Annotated in this window: 11 protein-coding genes and 1 pseudogene; 7 read left to right on the top strand and 5 right to left on the bottom strand. The window is 71.7% G+C overall.

Going from position 1 to position 17,309, the window contains the following annotated elements; translation table 11 throughout:
• Positions 1–39: 39 nt before the first annotated feature.
• Positions 40–2,049 (bottom strand): annotated as a pseudogene (locus tag ACWDR3_RS42320) (NADP-dependent isocitrate dehydrogenase); the annotation flags it as partial.
• A gap of 300 nt (positions 2,050–2,349) precedes the next feature.
• On the opposite strand from ACWDR3_RS42320, the gene ACWDR3_RS42315 reads away from it, so the two are divergent.
• The gene (locus ACWDR3_RS42315; protein WP_450357933.1) at positions 2,350–3,900 is read left to right on the top strand and encodes a M1 family metallopeptidase; all 1,551 of its coding nucleotides are present in this window, start codon (positions 2,350–2,352) and stop codon (positions 3,898–3,900) included.
• A gap of 10 nt (positions 3,901–3,910) precedes the next feature.
• Here ACWDR3_RS42315 and ACWDR3_RS42310 read toward each other — a convergent pair whose 3' ends face one another.
• The 3 genes from ACWDR3_RS42310 to ACWDR3_RS42300 form a co-directional block, all read right to left on the bottom strand.
• On the bottom strand, positions 3,911–5,005 hold the full coding sequence (locus ACWDR3_RS42310; protein WP_450357932.1) for a mechanosensitive ion channel family protein: 1,095 nt from the start codon (positions 5,003–5,005) through the stop codon (positions 3,911–3,913).
• Between the two features lie 149 nt (positions 5,006–5,154).
• The gene (locus ACWDR3_RS42305) at positions 5,155–6,687 is read right to left on the bottom strand and encodes an amino acid permease (RefSeq protein ID WP_450357931.1); all 1,533 of its coding nucleotides are present in this window, start codon (positions 6,685–6,687) and stop codon (positions 5,155–5,157) included.
• Between the two features lie 26 nt (positions 6,688–6,713).
• Positions 6,714–7,703 carry a hypothetical protein gene (locus ACWDR3_RS42300; protein ID WP_450357930.1) on the bottom strand — a complete coding sequence of 330 codons (990 nt, stop codon included), beginning with the start codon at positions 7,701–7,703 and terminating at the stop codon, positions 6,714–6,716.
• Positions 7,704–8,082: 379 nt separating this feature from the next.
• On the opposite strand from ACWDR3_RS42300, the gene ACWDR3_RS42295 reads away from it, so the two are divergent.
• The 4 genes from ACWDR3_RS42295 (at position 8,083) to ACWDR3_RS42280 (ending at position 13,319) form a co-directional block, all read left to right on the top strand.
• Positions 8,083–9,522 (top strand): FGGY family carbohydrate kinase, encoded by a 1,440-nt coding sequence (locus ACWDR3_RS42295; RefSeq protein ID WP_450357929.1) that lies wholly within the window; start codon positions 8,083–8,085, stop codon positions 9,520–9,522.
• The gene (locus ACWDR3_RS42290; protein WP_450357928.1) at positions 9,519–10,922 is read left to right on the top strand and encodes an FAD-dependent oxidoreductase; all 1,404 of its coding nucleotides are present in this window, start codon (positions 9,519–9,521) and stop codon (positions 10,920–10,922) included. Before ACWDR3_RS42295 ends, ACWDR3_RS42290 begins: the two co-directional genes overlap by 4 nt.
• Positions 10,923–11,246: 324 nt before the next feature.
• Positions 11,247–12,461, top strand: coding sequence for an NAD(P)/FAD-dependent oxidoreductase (locus ACWDR3_RS42285; RefSeq protein ID WP_450357927.1), 1,215 nt, complete (start codon positions 11,247–11,249; stop codon positions 12,459–12,461).
• A 144-nt stretch (positions 12,462–12,605) separates the two neighbouring features.
• Complete coding sequence (locus tag ACWDR3_RS42280) at positions 12,606–13,319, top strand: SDR family oxidoreductase (RefSeq protein WP_450357926.1); 714 nt, start codon at positions 12,606–12,608, stop codon at positions 13,317–13,319.
• Between the two features lie 25 nt (positions 13,320–13,344).
• On the opposite strand, the gene ACWDR3_RS42275 is transcribed toward ACWDR3_RS42280, so the two are convergent.
• The gene (locus ACWDR3_RS42275; protein ID WP_450357925.1) at positions 13,345–14,325 is read right to left on the bottom strand and encodes a lysylphosphatidylglycerol synthase transmembrane domain-containing protein; all 981 of its coding nucleotides are present in this window, start codon (positions 14,323–14,325) and stop codon (positions 13,345–13,347) included.
• 207 nt (positions 14,326–14,532) lie between these two features.
• On the opposite strand from ACWDR3_RS42275, the gene ACWDR3_RS42270 reads away from it, so the two are divergent.
• Together ACWDR3_RS42270 and ACWDR3_RS42265 are read left to right on the top strand one after the other, a co-directional pair.
• Entirely contained in the window at positions 14,533–16,437 is a 1,905-nt protein-coding gene (locus ACWDR3_RS42270) for an ABC transporter ATP-binding protein (protein ID WP_450357934.1), read from the top strand.
• 196 nt (positions 16,438–16,633) lie between these two features.
• Positions 16,634–17,203: a hypothetical protein gene (locus ACWDR3_RS42265; RefSeq protein ID WP_450357924.1), complete on the top strand. Its 570-nt coding sequence runs from the start codon at positions 16,634–16,636 to the stop codon at positions 17,201–17,203.
• Positions 17,204–17,309 lie beyond the last annotated feature (106 nt).

Below are 17,309 nucleotides of genomic sequence, written 5' to 3'. Positions count from 1 at the left end.
CACGAACGTCCGCATGGACCACTACATAGAGATCGACTTCGCGGGCTTCGCGACCCAGTACAGGGAGAGGAAGAAGTGGCTGCCGCGGTTGTCGATGCCGCCGACGCGACGGGTCGGGGACTTGTCCTCGTTGAGGAAGGTCGCCGTGGCGCGGTCGAGGGTGTCGGCGAGGACCTTGGCCCGCGCGTTGCCCGTGAACTCGGCGTACTGCTCAAGGGAGGGGACCAGCGCGAAGAACTCGCCGAGCGAGTCCCAGCGCAGGTAGTCCTCCTTGACCAGCTGCTGGACGTGCTTGGGCGCGGAGCCGCCGGCGCCCGTCTCGAACAGGCCGCCGCCCGCCATCAGCGGGACCACCGACAGCATCTTGGCGCTGGTGCCCAGCTCCAGGATCGGGAAGAGGTCGGTCAGGTAGTCGCGCAGCACGTTGCCGGTGACGGAGATGGTGTCCTCGCCGCGGCGGATGCGCTCCACCGACAGCTTGGTCGCCTCGACCGGGTTGAGGATCCGGATGTCCAGGCCCTCGGTGTCGTGCTCCGGCAGGTAGGCGTTGACCTTGGCGATCAGGTTGGCGTCGTGCGCGCGGGTCTCGTCCAGCCAGAAGACGGCCGGGCTGCCGGTGGCGCGGGCGCGGGTGACGGCCAGCTTCACCCAGTCCTTGATCGGCGCGTCCTTGGTCTGGCAGGCGCGGAAGATGTCGCCGGCCGAGACGGTCTGCTCGATCACCACGTTGCCGGCCTGGTCGACGAGACGGACCGTGCCGGTGGTCGGGATCTCGAAGGTCTTGTCGTGGCTGCCGTACTCCTCGGCCTTCTGCGCCATCAGGCCGACGTTGGGGACCGAGCCCATCGTCGACGGGTCGTACGCGCCGTTGGCACGGCAGTCGTCGATGACGACCTGGTAGACGCCGGAGTACGAGGAGTCCGGGAGCACCGCGAGGGTGTCGGCCTCGGCGCCGTCCGGGCCCCACATGTGGCCGGAGGTGCGGATCATGGCCGGCATCGAGGCGTCGACGATGACGTCGGACGGCACGTGCAGGTTGGTGATGCCCTTGTCGGAGTCGACCATGGCGAGGGCCGGGCCCTCGGCGAGCTCGGCGTCGAAGGAGGCCTTGATCGCGGCGCCCTCGGGCAGCGCCTCCAGGCCCTTGTAGATGCCGCCCAGACCGTCGTTCGGGGTCAGGCCGGCCGCGGCGAGCGTCTCGCCGTACGCGGCGAAGGTCTTCGGGAAGAAGGCGCGCACCACGTGACCGAAGATGATCGGGTCGGAGACCTTCATCATCGTGGCCTTGAGGTGCACGGAGAACAGCACGTCCTCGGCCTTGGCGCGGGCGATCTGCGCGGTGAGGAACTCGCGCAGCGGCGCCACATGCAGCACGGACGCGTCGACGACCTCGTCCGCGAGGACCGGTACCGACTCGCGCAGCACCGTGGTGGAGCCGTCGTCGCCGACCAGCTCGATCCGCAGCGAGCCCGCCTCGGAGATCACCGCGGACTTCTCGGTGGAGCGGAAGTCGTCCACACCCATCGTCGCCACGTTGGTCTTGGACTCGGGGGTCCAGGCGCCCATGCGGTGCGGGTGGGTCTTGGCGTAGTTCTTGACCGAGGCGGGGGCGCGCCGGTCGGAGTTGCCCTCGCGCAGCACCGGGTTCACCGCGGAGCCCTTAACCTTGTCGTAGCGGGACTGGATGTCCCGCTCCTCGTCGGTCTTGGGGTCGTCCGGGTAGTCCGGCAGCGCGTAACCCTGGCCCTGCAGCTCGGCCACGGCGGCCTTGAGCTGCGGAATGGACGCCGAGATGTTCGGCAGCTTGATGATGTTGGCCTCGGGCGTCTTGGCCAGCTCTCCGAGCTCATGGAGGGCGTCCGGGATCCGCTGGTCCTCGGTCAGGTACTCCGGGAACAGGGCGATGATCCGCCCGGCCAGCGAGATGTCCCGCGTCTCCACGGCGACCCCCGCCTGCGAGGCGTACGCCTGGACCACCGGCAGGAAGGAATACGTTGCCAGGGCCGGGGCCTCGTCAGTGTGCGTATAGAAGATGGTCGAGTCAGTCACCGGGTGCTCCGCTCCACGTCTGCAACATTGCTCGACATCAAGATATCTCGTGACCGAGGTCGGCTCGACAGCGGTCCGTCGGGACTTCCGGACAACATCCCGCGCCCTGCCTCCGGACGACATCGTGCTTCCGGCTTCCGGACAACATCCTGCTCTCGCGATGCAACCTCCGCGCACGATCTTGGAGTCATAGAGGGGTGATCGCACGACTCGGGTTGGACGACCCGGCTCGTGCGGCGCCAGCGCACGACTCATCCGACGGCCGGACCGACCACCCGGCCGCCCGAGCGAAAGCGGATCATGAGATATCGCACCAGAGTGACGGCCCCGGCTGCCGCCCTGATCGGCACCGCCGCAGCCCTGACCATCGGCTCGCAGGCTTCCGCGGCCACCATGGACGGGGGCACCAAGGGCGGGGGCACGCCCGGGGCCGAGACGTTGGGGGACTCCGTCTACCCGAGCCTCGGCAACGCCGGCTACCGGGTCTCCGCCTACCACCTCGACCTCGCCTACGACGCGACCACGAAGCTGGTCGACGGCGAGGCGACCCTGAAGATAACCACCACCCAGGCCCTCACCCGGCTCTCCCTGGACGCCCTGGGCCTGGACATACGCGCCGTCCGCGTCAGCGGCCGGGCCGCCACGTTCGAGCAGGTGGGCGAGAAGCTGCGGATCACCCCCGCCCGCCCGCTGCCCGCGAAGGCCCGCACGACGGTCTGCGTCGAGTACGGCGCCGACCCGGCCCGCGCCCTCGCGCACACCGCGTGGGTCGTCACGCCGGACGGGTTCGCGATCTGCCCGCAGCCCAACTCGGCGCACACCGTCTTCCCGTGCAACGACCACCCGTCGGACAAGGCGGACTTCACCTTCCGCGTCACGGCCCCAGCGGGAACGCGCGGTGTCGCCAACGGCCTGCTCACCGGCACCGAGACGCTGGCCGACGGCCGCACCGCGTACTCGTACAAGTCCCGTGAGCCGATGGCCACCGAGCTGGCGCAGATCACCGTCGGCGACTACGTGATCAAGGACCGGCAGGGCCCGAACGGGCTGCCGCTGCGCGATGTCGTCCCGGCCGCCCGCGCCGCCGCCCTGGAGCCGGCGCTCGCGCTCACCCCGAACCTGGTCCAGTGGCTGGAAGCGCGCCTGGGCGCCTTCCCGTTCGAGACGTACGGACTGCTGCCGGCCAACACCGACAAGGGGGACGCCTTCGACTTCACCGGCCTGGAGACGCAGACCCTCACCCTGTACAAGCCGAACTTCCTGCTCCAGCCGGAGAAGAGCATCGGCTCGCACATGATGCACGAGCTGGTCCACTCCTGGTTCGGCAACCTGGTCAGCCCCGGCTCCTGGGCCGACCTGTGGCTGAACGAGGGTCACGCCGACTTCTACGGGCTGCTGTACCGCTACGAGCGCGGCTGGGCCGACTCCATCGGTCTGACCACGATGGAAGCCCGCATGAAGAACACCTACGCGCTCGGCGACCAGTGGCGCCGTGACTCCGGTCCGGTGGCCGCGCCCAACGAGGCCAACCTGTTCGACAACCAGCGCTACCTCGGCGGTGTGCTGGTGCTGTACGCCCTGCGCAACTTGGTCGGCGAGAGCGTCTTCGCGAACATCGAGTCCACGTTCCTGGCCCGCTTCCGCAACTCCTCGGCGACGACGGACGACTACATCGCCGTCGCCTCGGAGGTCTCCGGCCAGGACCTGTCGGGCTTCCTGCGCGACTGGCTCTACGGCACGAAGACCCCCCGGATGCCCGGTCACCCGGACTGGACGGTCACGCCCGCGAGTTCCTCGCTCGCGCCGCGCAGGCGGACGAGCGGGCACCACGACAACTCGGCGACCCTGTAGGTCACTTAGCTCATTCGGGGTGGGCGGCAGTCATGTCGCCCACCTCTTCCGGACTGCGCTGCTGCGGAATCGACAGCGAGCCCTGCTGCAGCGCCACGGTCCGCGTGGGCGCCGGGATCCGGATGCCCTCCTCGCGGTAGCGCCGGTGCAGCTGCTTGATGAACTCGTGCTTGATGCGGAACTGGTCGCTGAACTCGCCGACGCCCAGGATCACCGTGCAGCCGATCCGGGAGTCGCCGAAGGTGTGGAACCGCACCGCCGGTTCATGCTCGGGCAGCGCGCCGGTGATCCCGGTCATCACGTCCGCGATGACCTCCAGGGTCACGCGCTCGACGTGCTCCAGGTCGCTGTCGTAGCCGACCCCGACCTGGACCAGGATCGTCAGGTCCTGCTCGGGACGCATGAAGTTGGTCATGTTCGTCTTGGCGAGCTGCCCGTTGGGGATCACGACCAGGTTGTTGGACAGCGCCCGGACCGTCGTCTGACGCCAGTTGATGTCCTCGACATAGCCCTCCTCGCCGCTGCTCAGCTTGATGTAGTCGCCGGGCTGCACGGTCTTGGAGGCGAGGATGTGGATGCCCGCGAAGAGGTTCGCCAGGGTGTCCTGGAGGGCGAGCGCGACCGCCAGACCGCCGACGCCCAGGGCGGTGAGCATCGGGGCTATCGAGATGCCGAGCGTCTGCAGGACCACCAGGAAGCCGATGGCCAGGACCAGCACCCGGGTGATGTTCACGAAGATCGTGGCCGACCCGGCGACCCCGGAACGGGACTGGGTGACGGCCCGCACCAGGCCGGCGATCACCCGGGCCGACGCCAGCGTGACGACGAAGATCAGCACCACGGTCAGCGTCTGATTGACGTGGTGCTGGACCGACCTCGTCAACGGCAGCGCGGCGCCCGCCGACGCGACGCCACCGAGGAACGCGGCCCACGGCACGACCGTGCGCAGCGCCTCCACGATGACGTCGTCGCCACTCCAGCGGGTCCGGTCGGCGTGCCGGCCGAGCCAGCGCAGCAGCATGCGCAACAGGAACGCGGCCAACAGACCGGCGCCCAGGGCGATTCCGGCATGGACCCAGTCGTCCAGGGTGAGCCCTCGGGTCACCGGTCACCTCCGACCAGCGCGTGCGCGGCGCGCGTTGCCGCCGGGAACCGGATGTGAAGTGTCGTCACGTTGCCACCTGCTCGATACGGGAAGTGCGAGCGTTCATCGTGCCCTATCCCGCACAGCAGTTCGTACCTGACCAGCGCGGATCAGACAATGCCCTCCGCGAGTTCGGCCTGCTCGTGGTCCGATCCGTACGCTGCCGTCCTGGGCGTTCCGTACGAACGGCGGGCGACATACCACCACACCGTGGCGAGGACGAGTACGACGGCGAGCGCGACGGACGCGTAGTTCATCGAGTCGACCGTCACCGGCGAGGACTGCGGCAGGCAGAACAGCACCGTCACGCAGGCCACCCACACCACCGCGACCCAGCCGACCGGTTTGCTCCACCGGCCCAACTGCCAGGGTCCGGGCGTGAATCGGTCGCCCGCGCGCAGCCGCAGCAGGATGGGGATGGCGTACGCCGGGGTGATGCCGATGACGTTGATGGCGGTGACGGCGCCGTATGCCGTCGCCGAGTACAGGGACGGCAGCGCGAGCAGGCCGGCCACCACCACGGCAAGCCAGACGGCTGCCACCGGTGTCTGGGTGCGCGTGCTGACCTTGCGCCACAGACCGGAGCCGGGCAGGGCCCCGTCCCGGCTGAAGGCGAACACCATGCGGCTGGCGGCGGCCACTTCGGCGTTGCCGCAGAAGAGTTGGGCCACGATCACCACGAGCAGCAGCGCGCTCGCGCCGTCGGTGCCCAGACCGTCGAGCAGGATCTGCGCGGGCGGCACCCCGGTGTCGCTGGCCCGGGTGGCGGCGTAGTCCTGGATGGCGAAGGTGAGCCCCGCGAGCAGCACGAAGCCCGCTATCCAGGACACCCAGATGGACCGCACGATCCCCTTCGCCGCGGACACCGAGGCGTTGGAGGTCTCCTCGGAGAGATGGGCCGAGGCGTCGTAGCCGGAGAAGGTGTACTGGGCGAGGAGAAGGCCGATCGCGGCCACGTAGATCGGGTTGGACCAGCCGGTGTCGTTCACGAACTCGGTGAACACGAAGGACGGCGACTGGTGGTGGTCGGGGACGATCGCCAACGCGCCGACGATGGCGGCGACTCCGGCCAGGTGCCACCACACGCTGATCGAGTTGAGCACGCTGACCAGCCGGACCCCGAAGAGGTTCAGCACGCCGTGCAGCAGCAGGATCGCCACGAAGATCAGCATGGTCTTGCCGGGCGTGGGCTCGAATCCCCACTGGATGCTGGCGAACGCGCCCGTGAACAGGGCGGCCCCGTAGTCGATACCGGCGATCGCACCTAACAGACCGAGCAGATTCAGCCACCCCGTGTACCAGCCCCAGCGCCGGCCGCCGAGCCGGTCGGCCATGTAGTACAGGGCGCCGGAGGTCGGGTACGCGCTGGTGACCTCGGCCAGCGCGAGCCCCACGCACAGCACGAACAGGCCTACGCCCGCCCAGCCCCACAGCATCACGGCGGGGCCGCCGGCGCCCATGCCGAAGCCGTACAGGGTCATGCAGCCGGACAGGATCGAGATCACCGAGAAGCTGATCGCGAAGTTGCCGAAGCCGCCCATCCGGCGGGCGAGCACCGGCCGGTAGCCGAGTTCGCGCAGACGCTCCTCCTCGTCGTGGGGGTGGGCACGGTGCGGGTGGGGACTGCTGCTCGTGCTCGACATGCGGAAACCTCCGGGGGAGAGGACGGTCAGGACTGCTTGCGCGCCGTCGAACTGCGCGTCCGGGCCTGGAGGAAGACCTCCAGTGCCTGGGCGCGGTCGCCGGGGTCGGTGGCGCGGTGGATCCAGGGGACGGGCGTCCAGTACGGGCCGAGCGCGTCGAACACCCGGGCCGCGTCCGGGAATTGGAGCGCGCCCCACAGGGCGTGGGCGAGATGGTTGAGGTCGAGCGGCGAGCGCTCGTCGCTGCGGGTGACCTCGAACCAGGAGTGCAGCGCCTGCCGGTTCTCACGGCCGGCGTCCTCGGCGACCCAGTGCAGATCGAGCGCGGCATCGCGGGCGCCGGTGCGGCGATAGCGCTCGACGCGTACGTACAGCGGCAGGACGTGCAGCGCGGAACCCGGCGGTGCCGTGTCCGCGGCCCACTGGGCGAACCCGGTCGCCTCCGCGAGCCGTCCGGCGCGACCGCGCGCGTACAGGAACTGCAGCACGCGGTGGTACGCCTCGCGGTTGTACGGGTCCCGCTTGCCGGCCTCCGCCAGCAGACCCCACGGCCCCGGCGGCAGCATCGCCTCGGGCGGCGCCACCCGGTGCTCGGGCCGTGACTGCTCGCGGTCGAGCGGGGCGAGGGCCAGCAGACAGACCCAGGGGACCGGGTCCTGCGGTGCGGCGCGGGCCGCCGCGTCGCACGACTGCCAGGCCTCCCGCCACAGTTCACGGGTGCGGCTGTGTTCCTCCCGGTGCGCCCGCAGCGCGCGCTCCACGGCGACCCGGGCGTGCATGACCAGGGCCGGGACGCTGTGCGGTTCCTCGTCGAGCCAGGCCCGCACGATGTCGGTGCCGGCCGCCGCGGTGGCGAGCACCTGGGTGCGCTGCGTCCACCGCCACCACGTGGTGGTGTCGGCGAGCAGGGCGCGCATGGACATCCAGCGTCCGGTGCGCAGGTCCTGGAGGGCGGCGCGCAGCGCCGGGTCGTGCCCTGCGGGGTCGTAGGTGGGACGTGCTCCTTCTCGGGCCATTCAGCCGCCCGCCCCGTGGTGGGGGCGGGGCCTGGCGGAGTGGAGTAACAAACAGCCCTCCTGCGGGCGGCGATCGAAGAGTGTGCGATCGGACGGCCGCCACTGTAGGGGTGCGGGTCCCGTCGCTCCACCGGTTTCCCTGATGCTGGCGTATACCCGTGTGTCCAGAGGGAGTTGACCAGCCGTCAGCATTGCTTGACGTGACAGGCGGCGCGGCGGCAGTCTGGCGCGCAGTGATCGCCGGGGGAGTCGAGTCGGGGAGTCGAGTCGGAGGAGTCGGGTCGGGGGAGCCGCAGGGTTCGGGATTTCGAGCGTTCTGTCTTTTCGGGATTTTCAAGGGATTTCGTCGGGACAGGAGATTTCGTTGGGAGACGCAGCGATGACAGGTGCGGTACTCGCCGTCGACCAGGGCACGTCCGGCACCAAGGCGCTGGTCCTGTGCCCCGAACGCGGCGTCATCGGCACCGGGTTCGCCGCGGTGCACCCCCGCCATCTCCCCGGCGGCCTGGTGGAGGTCGACCCGGAGGAGCTGTACCGCTCGGTGCTCGACGCCGGCTCCCGCGCCCTCGCGGAGGCCCGCGAACCCGTCGTCGCCCTCGGCCTGGCCAACCAGGGCGAGACCGTCCTTGCCTGGGACCCGGACACCGGCCGTCCGCTCACCGACGCGCTGGTCTGGCAGGACCGCCGCGCCGAGACGGTCTGCGCCGAACTCGCCCCGCACGCGGACGAGTTGCGCGCCCTGACCGGCCTGCCCCTGGACCCGTACTTCGCCGCCCCCAAGATGGCCTGGATCCGCCGCCACCTCACCCGCGAGGGCGTCGTCACCACCAGTGACACCTGGCTCGTGCACCGTCTCACCGGCGCCTTCGTCACCGACGCCGCCACCGCAGGCCGCACCCAACTCCTCGACCTCGACCGCGTGCGGTGGTCACCGCGCGCCCTGGATCTCTACGGGCTGTCCGACGAACGGCTCCCCGAGATCGTCGACAACGCCCAACAGGTCGGCATCACCCGCGAGTTGGGGCCGGAGCTGCCGCTCACCGGCCTCGCCGTCGACCAGCAGGCCGCCCTGCTCGCCCAGCGCGTCACCGCTCCCGGCAGCGCCAAGTGCACCTACGGCACGGGCGCGTTCCTCCTCGCCCACACCGGTGACGCACCACGGCACGGCACCTCCGGACTGGTCAGCTGTGTCGCCTGGCGGCTCGCCGGACGTACCGACTACTGCCTCGACGGCCAGGTCTACACGGCCGCGTCCGCCGTGCGCTGGCTCACCGACCTCGGCGTGATCAAGGGCGCGGGCAACCTGGACGCGGTCGGCGGCGCCGTGCCCGACAGCGGTGGCGTCACCTTCGTACCGGCCCTCGCCGGGCTCGCCGCCCCCTGGTGGCGCGGCGACCTGCGCGGCTCGCTCACCGGACTCGGCCTCGACACCGGCCCGGGGCACCTGGTGCGCGCCCTGTGCGAAGGCCTCGCCGCCCAGGTCGTCGAACTCGCCGAGGCGGCCGCCACCGACCTCGGGCGACCCCTTGAGGAACTGCGCGTCGACGGCGGCCTGACCCGCTCGGCCCTGCTCATGCAGACCCAGGCCGACCTGCTGCAACGCCCCGTCGAGGTGTCCGCCCTGCCCGACGCCACCGCGCTCGGCGTCGGCACCCTCGCCCGCCTCGGTGCACAGCCCGGGCTCACCGTCGACGACGCACTGCCGGACTGGAAGCCGGCCGCCGTCTACGAGCCGCGCATCACCGCCGACGAGGCCGCCGAACGCCTGGCCGGCTTCCGCCGCGAGGTAGCCGCCCTGCTGGACCGGGCCCCCACGTGACGGTCACCGCGAGCGGGCTCCTGCCCCGGACCGTGTACGACGTCGCGATCGTCGGCGCCGGAGTCGTCGGCTGCGCGATCGCCCGCCGACTGGCCCGCCACGCGGACCTCCGCATCGCCCTCGTCGAGGCCCAGGACGACGTCGGCCAGGGCACCTCGAAGGCCAACACCGCGATCCTGCACACCGGGTTCGACGCGATCCCCGGCTCGCTGGAGGCGCGACTCGTCCGGGAGGGATCCCGCCAACTCGCCCTCTACGCGGCCGAGTCGGGCATCCCCGTCGAACCGGTCGGCGCACTGCTGGTCGCCTGGGACGAGGACCAACTCGCCGCGCTGCCGGGCTTGGCGCAGAAGGCCGAACGCAACGAGTACGCCGACGCCCGCGAGCTGGGCCCCGCCGAACTCTACGCACGGGAACCGCACTTGGGCCCCGGCGCCCTCGGTGCCCTGCACATCCCCGGCGAGAGCATCATCTGCCCCTGGACGACGGCTCTGGCGTACGCCACCCAGGCGGTCCGGCACGGAGTCGACCTGCACCTCAACTCCCGGGTGACGAAGGCCGATCGGGAGGACGGCGTCCATCGTCTCGGCACCACCCGCGGCCCCCTGCGCGCCCGCCGGCTCGTCAACGCGGCCGGGCTGCACGCCGACACCCTCGACCGACAGCTCGGTCACGACGACTTCACGGTCACCTCGCGCCGCGGCCAGCTCCTCGTCTTCGACAAGTTCGCGCGAGCCCTGGTCCGGCACATCCTGCTGCCCGTGCCCACGGCCCTCGGCAAAGGCGTCCTGGTCGCCCCCACCGTCTACGGCAACGTCCTGCTCGGCCCCACCGCCGAGAACCTGCACGACAAGCGCGCCACCGGGTCCACCGCCGACGCCCTGACCCGCCTGCGTGAACAGGGCCGCCGCATCCTGCCCGAACTGCTCGAAGAGGAGGTCACCGCCGTCTACGCCGGACTGCGTGCCGCCACCGAGCACGAGGACTACCGCATCCTCGCCCACCCCGAACAGGCCACCGTCACCGTCGGCGGCATCCGCTCCACCGGCCTCACCGCCTCCCTCGCCATCGCGGACCACGTCACCGCGCTACTGGCCGACACCGGCCTGGAGTTGACCCCACCCCGCGACCTGGCCTCGATCCACATGCCCAACCTCGGCGAGGCGTTCCCCCGCCCCTACCAACGCCCCGAACTCATTGCCGAGGACCCCGAGTACGGCACCCTCGTCTGCCACTGCGAGCGCGTCTCCCGCGGCGAGATCCGCGACGCCCTCACGAGCACGATCCCGCCCCACACGGTGGACGGCCTGCGCCGCCGCACCCGGGCCCGCTCGGGGCGCTGCCAGGGCTTCCACTGCGGGGCGGCGGTACGGGCGTTGTTCGAGGGAGCGCGAGGGTGAGGGAGAACTTCGCGGTGCACGGCATGAACGCGGGTCAGGCCGCCGTCGGCCTTGCGGCCGCGGGCGCCGGGGGAGTGCTCACCGCCACTGTCGAGGGAGACCGCGCATGAGGGACGTCGATGTCCTGGGTGCATGCCCGGGACTCGCCGTCGCCGCTCGCCTGGCTGTGGCCGGTGCGGGCCGCGTAGAGGTGCTTGAAAGTGAGCCGCAGACTGGGGGAGTGGCGAGGCGCCGCGTGCGCATCGGCCTCCGTACTTGGCGGCGCCCGCTTCTCGGTCGCGCCTGCGCCAGCCTGCTCACCGCCATCATCGAGAGGGCCCCGATATGAGGGACGTCGATGTCCTCGTCGTGGGCGCCGGCCCGGCCGGCCTCGCGGTCGCCGCTCGTCTGGCCGTGGCCGGAGTGGGTCAAGTAGAGGTCCTGGACCGAGAGTTGCGGGCCGGCGGAGTGCCACGGCACTGCGCCCACGACGGCTTCGGCACCTGGCTGCATCCCCTCACCGGCCCCGGCTACGCCCGCCTGCTCACCACGGCGGCGGCACGCGCGGGCGCGGTCGTCCGCACGGGAGTGACCGCCCTCGACTGGGCGGGCCCCCTGTCGCTCACCACCGTGAGCCCCGACGGCCCCGAGACCCTCCGCGCCCGCGCGATCGTCCTGGCCACCGGCGCCCGCGAACGCCCCCGCGCCGCCCGGTTGATACCCGGTACCCGGCCCGCCGGCGTCTTCACGACCGGCGAACTCCAGCAGGCAGTCCACCTCCACGGACAGCGGATCGGCAGCCGAGCGGTCGTCGTCGGCGCGGAAGACGTCTCCTACGCCGCCGCCGACACCGTGGCCGCGGCCGGAGCCGATGTCGTCGCCATGGTCACGGAGTTGCCGTACCCCCAGACCACGCCCGTCCGCGCCCGAACAGCCCGACTCCGCCACCGAGTTCCCCTCCTGACCGACACGACGGTCGTCGAACTCCTCGGCCACGGACGGCTGTCGGGCGTCCGGGTGCGGCACCGGGCGGGCCGTACGGCCGTACTGCCCTGCGACACCGTCGTGTTCACCGGCGACTTCGTCCCCGACCAGGAGCTCGCCCGGCGCGGTGGCATCGACCTGGACCCCGGCACCCGCGGTCCCGCAGTCGACGGCGCCCTGCGCACCTCCCGCCCCGGCGTCTTCGCGGCCGGCAGCGTGCTGCACGCCGTGGAGAGCGCGGCCACGGCAGCGCAAGAGGGTACGCACACGGCCCGCGCCGTCCGGGAGTGGCTCACGGGCACGACCTGGCCGACCGGCGTCCCCCTCACCGTCGCCCCGCCCCTGCGCTGGATCGCCCCGAACCGCGTCACCCCGGCCGACCACCACCCGTACGTCCTGCGCACCACCACCCTCCTGAACCGCCCTCTCCTGCACGTCACCCAGGACGGCCGTCTGCTGCACCGCCAGCGCCTGTGGACGGCCGTCCCGAACCGCACCGTGCGGCTGGCGGCGGGCTGGGGGGACGCGGTCGACCTGGCGGGCGGGCCGGTCGAGGTGACCGTCGGCCGGACGTGAACACCCCCGATCTCGTACAGTCCGGCCCGCCGCGTCGATCGGCCGTCCGCTGATCCGCCCGCTGTGCGAGGCTGAGGATCCCGTACTGATCGCGTACTGACCCCGTACCGAATCCCGTACTCGTCACCTACCGAGGGAGTGTCGATGGCAGTCGAGCGCACGGTCCCGCCGGTCGCCCTGGTGACCGGCGCCAACCGCGGCATCGGGTACGAGGTCGTGCGGCAGCTCTCCGACCGTGGGCATCGGGTGCTGCTCGGTTCCCGTGATCTCGGCAAGGGCCGGGCCGCCGCGAACCGGATCGACCCGCGCGGCGAGCGTGTGACCGCCGTACAGCTCGACGTCTCCGACGAGGCGAGCGTGGCCGCCATGGGCGAGTGGGTCACCCGGGAGGTGGGGCGCGTCGACGTCGTCGTGAACAACGCCGCGATCCTCTACGACACCTGGGCCCAGGCCCGGACCGCCGATCTGGCCGAGGTCCAACGCGCCCTGGACACCAACCTGTTCGGCGCCTGGCGGGTCACCCAGGCACTGCTTCCGCTGCTGCGCCGCAGCCCGCATCCCCGGGTGGTCAACGTCAGCAGCGAGGCCGCGTCCCTGCAGTCGATGAGCGGCGGCACCCCCGCCTACGGCGTCTCCAAGGCCGCACTCAATGCGCTGACCTGTCTGCTCGCCGGTGAGCTGCGTCGGCAACGCATTCTCGTCAACGCGATCTGCCCCGGCTGGGTCGCCACCGACATGGGCGGCAGCGGTGGCCGGCCCGTCGCCGACGGCGCCGCCGGGATCATCTGGGCGGCCACCCTTCCGGACAACGGGCCCACCGGCGGCTTCTTCCGGGACGGCAAGCCCGTGCCCTGGTGACACCACCCGATCCGGCCGACCGGGCTCAGATCACCTTCAACCGCACCAGCGCACCCAGCGTCAACGCCCCCGGCAGCAACGGCAGCCACACCGTGATGATCCGGTACGCCAGTACCACCGCCGTCGCCACGGCCGCCGGACCGCCCGCCGCCACCAACGCCACGATCAGCGCCGCCTCGACGGAGCCGATACCGCCGGGCGTCGGCACCAGTGCGACCGCGACCGTCGCCGCCAGATAGGCCACCGCCATGTGGGCGGGCGGCACCGAGAGGCCCAACGCCTGTCCGACCAGGACCAGTCCGGCCGCCTGCAGCGCGGGGAAGGCGAGCGAGCCGCCCCACAGGGCGAGGGCACGGGAGGGGCGGGTGTGCACCGAGCGCAGTTCGCCCAGCGCCGTACGGAGGAAGGACAGCGCGGCCACACGCAACCGTCGTACGAACGCGAACACCGCACCCGCCACGAGCAGTACGCCGCCGACGGCGAGCAGCAGCGGGCCGATCGCGCCCTCGGGCAGCAGCGCGCCGAAGCGCAGCGCGCCCGGGAACACCAGCAGCAGGGCGACCAGGAGACCTACCCGGCCCACGGACTCGGCCAGCAGGTACAGGGCGACCGCGGCCGAGGAGCGGGCGAGCGGGATCCCGCAGACCGACATGAACCGCAGATTGACGGCGCTGGCGCCGAGGCCGGTGGGGAGGAGATGGTTGGCGGAGCCCGCCGCGAACTGCGTGGCGAGCAGCCGCCGTCGGGGCAGCCGGTCGACGACCGCGCCCTGGCGAGTGAAGGCGGCCGCCACCCAGGTCAGACAGGTGGCGCCGGCCGCGGCGAGCAGCCAGGGCCACTCCGCCTCACGGAGATGGCCGAAGCCCTCGGCCAGCACCGACCAGTGCTGTACGGCGACGGCGACGACCAGCAGGAGCGGAAGCAGACACAGGATCTGGCGGACCGGGACGCGTCGGGGGAATCGTCCTTTGGGGAGTGGTCCTTCGGGGAGCTGAACCGTGGTCACATCTGAAGAGGGTCTCCGCACCGCGCCAACGGCGGGTGGCTGAATCACGGCCAGAGGCTTACAGACGGACAGCGGCTGGGGAGGGGCTGCCATGGGGTCCTTGGAGTCCTTGGGGAAATGGGGGTCATGGGGGCTCTTGGGGAGCGGGGACTTCGAAAGGGCATTGACCTCAAGGATGCTTGAGGTCCTACGTTCTCTCCCATGAGCATGGAGACCACGGCGTGGACACAGCTGCAGAGTGTCATGAACGCCCAACAGGAGAGCCGCCCCTTCGCCCGCGCCACCCTGCGCCGCATCGGCGCCTACGCCCGTCCGCACCGGGCGCGCATCGCCCGGTTCGTGGTGATCGGGGTGGTGACCGCACTGCTCGCCGTCGCCACCCCCGTCCTGGCCGGACGCGTCGTGGACGCGATCGTGTCGGGCGGCGACGAGGGCACGGTCGTACGACTCGCCCTGCTCATCGCCCTGATGGCGGTTCTGGAGGCGGCGCTCGGCATCCTCGGCCGGCGGCTCTCGGCGACCCTCGGGGAAGGGCTCATCCTCGATCTGCGGACGGCTGTGTTCGATCATGTGCAGCGCATGCCCGTCGCGTTCTTCACACGTACTCGTACGGGCGCGCTCGTCTCCCGTCTCAACAACGACGTCATCGGCGCCCAACGCGCGTTCAGCAACACCCTGTCCGGAGTGGTCAGCAACCTGGTCACCCTGCTGCTCACCCTGGCCGTCATGCTCACCCTGTCCTGGCAGATCACCCTGCTCGCGCTCGCGCTGCTGCCGGTGTTCGTGATCCCCGCCCGGCGCATGGGCCGCCGCATGGCCGGCATGCAGCGCGAGGCGGCCACGCTCAACGCGGCGATGGGCACCCGGATGACCGAGCGCTTCTCGGCCCCCGGCGCCACCCTCGTCAAGCTCTTCGGGCGCCCGGAGGAGGAGTCCGAGGAGTTCGCGGCCCGCGCCCGCCGGGTCCGTGACGTCGGCATCCGCACCGCGACCGCCCAGTCGGCGTTCATCACCGCCCTCACCCTCGTCTCCTCCCTCGCGCTCGCCCTGGTCTACGGACTCGGCGGCTGGTTCGCCCTGCGCGGCACCCTGGAGCCCGGGGCGGTCGTCTCCCTCGCCCTCCTGCTGACCCGCCTGTACGCACCGCTCACCTCGCTGGCCGGCGCCCGCGTCGAGGTGATGAGCGCGCTGGTCAGCTTCGAGCGCGTCTTCGAAGTACTGGACCTGGAGCCCCTGATCACCGACAAACCGACGGCACACGAGGTGCCCGAGGGCCCGGTCGCCGTCGAGTTCGAGAACGTCCGCTTCGGCTACCCGTCCGCCGACAAGGTCTCGCTCGCCTCCCTGGAGGAGGTCGCCTCCCTCGACACCCGCGGCGGCGCCGAGGTCCTGCACGGCATCTCCTTCCGCGCCGAACCCGGCCGGACCGTGGCGCTCGTCGGCTCCTCCGGCGCGGGCAAGTCGACCATCGCCCAGCTCCTGCCGCGCCTGTACGACGTCGACGAGGGTGCCGTACGCATCGGCGGCACCGACGTCCGCGACCTGACCGGCGCCTCCTTGCGCGCCACGCTCGGCATGGTCACCCAGGACGGCCACCTCTTCCACGACACCGTCCGCGCCAACCTCCAACTGGCCAGGCCCGGCGCGACCGAGGCCGAACTGTGGGACGCCCTGCGCCGCTCCCGCCTCGACGATCTCGTACGGTCCCTGCCCGACGGCCTCGACACGGTGGTCGGCGAGCGCGGCTACCGGCTCTCCGGCGGCGAACGCCAACGCATGACCATCGCCCGGCTGCTGCTGGCCCGTCAGCGCGTGGTCATCCTCGACGAGGCCACCGCCCACCTCGACAACACCTCGGAGGCCGCCGTCCAGGAGGCGCTGGCCGAGGCACTGTCCGGACGCACCGCGGTGGTCATCGCCCACCGCCTCTCCACCGTCCGCTCGGCCGACCAGATCCTGGTCGTCGAGTCGGGCCGGATCGTGGAACGCGGCACGCACGAGGAGCTGCTGACGGCCGGCGGACGGTACGCCGAGCTGTACCGGACGCAGTTCGAGCGGCAGCCCGACGACGCGGCCGCGGTCGCGGACACCTCACGTGAGGCGGCCGCATGAGGCGGCCCGTACCCTGACGGCCGAACGCGCGGGCGGAACGGAAGACGGTGTGCCTGAGGGAGAACGCGCAGGTAGGCGCTTTCTCAAGGGCACAAAGGGGCGGGGAGCCCGGCGCGCGGCCGGTTGCGGGGTGCCGACGGGGTTCTCACGGTGAGCCCTAGAGAGCTGCACCTGACAGCCCCCGAAAGGAATGTGCATGTCCCCCCTGGTTTCCCGTGGACTGCTCCTGCCGTCCCTCCTCTGCGCCGCGCTGGTCTTCGGCCCCGTCGTCGGCACCGCCTCCGCGCAGTCGTCCGTCCCCGGGGCGTCCACGGCCGCCGGGGCGCAGGACCTCGGCGTCTGGCTCGACGACATGCAGGACGTGCGCGGCACCGCCGTGGCCGACCCCCTGCTCGGCGTGCTGAGCGACCTCACCGAACGAACCGGCCGCACGCTCGACGCGACGGAGGCCGCCGCGTACACCAAGGCCGTCGAGACCGCGTACACCTCGCTCCGCGAGCGCGTGCAGGAGCGGTCCGCCGCCCCCGCCGGCGCGACGGCCCTGGCCGCCGACCCGATCTCCGACGCCGTGGCCCAGCTCCAGTCGGCGGTCGACAAGCTGGTCTCGGCACTGTCCTCGCTCGACCTGGGTGCGGTACTGGGCGCCGTCACCGGCCTGCTGTCGCCGGTGCTCTCCCTGGTCACCGGAGTCCTCGGCAGCGCGGTGCCGCCGCTCCCCGCGCTCCCGCCCCTGCCGCTTCCCGTACCGGGGAGCCCGGCCCAGTAGCGGGACATCGGTGTCGACGGCCGCGGAGGCGCCTGCGGGTAGCCGTAGCCGGGCTCGGGCGCGGCGGACGGCGGGCCCTGCGGAGGCGGCGGGGTCTGGGGCGGGC

The sequence above is a fragment of the Streptomyces sp. NPDC001002 genome (genome assembly GCF_053599215.1).
The sequence above is the reverse complement of the archived record's forward strand: the minus strand, read 5'-3'. Positions and strand labels throughout refer to the sequence as shown.

Excerpts from the sequence above, each read along its gene's own strand:
- ACWDR3_RS42315 (WP_450357933.1), top strand. The coding sequence starts at position 2,350 with ATGAGATATCGCACCAGAGTGACGGCCCCGGCTGCCGCCCTGATCGGC.
- ACWDR3_RS42305 (WP_450357931.1), bottom strand. The coding sequence starts at position 6,687 with ATGTCGAGCACGAGCAGCAGTCCCCACCCGCACCGTGCCCACCCCCAC.
- ACWDR3_RS42300 (WP_450357930.1), bottom strand. The coding sequence starts at position 7,703 with ATGGCCCGAGAAGGAGCACGTCCCACCTACGACCCCGCAGGGCACGAC.
- ACWDR3_RS42295 (WP_450357929.1), top strand. The coding sequence starts at position 8,083 with ATGACAGGTGCGGTACTCGCCGTCGACCAGGGCACGTCCGGCACCAAG.
- ACWDR3_RS42285 (WP_450357927.1), top strand. The coding sequence starts at position 11,247 with ATGAGGGACGTCGATGTCCTCGTCGTGGGCGCCGGCCCGGCCGGCCTC.
- ACWDR3_RS42280 (WP_450357926.1), top strand. The coding sequence starts at position 12,606 with ATGGCAGTCGAGCGCACGGTCCCGCCGGTCGCCCTGGTGACCGGCGCC.
- ACWDR3_RS42270 (WP_450357934.1), top strand. The coding sequence starts at position 14,533 with ATGGAGACCACGGCGTGGACACAGCTGCAGAGTGTCATGAACGCCCAA.
- ACWDR3_RS42265 (WP_450357924.1), top strand. The coding sequence starts at position 16,634 with ATGTCCCCCCTGGTTTCCCGTGGACTGCTCCTGCCGTCCCTCCTCTGC.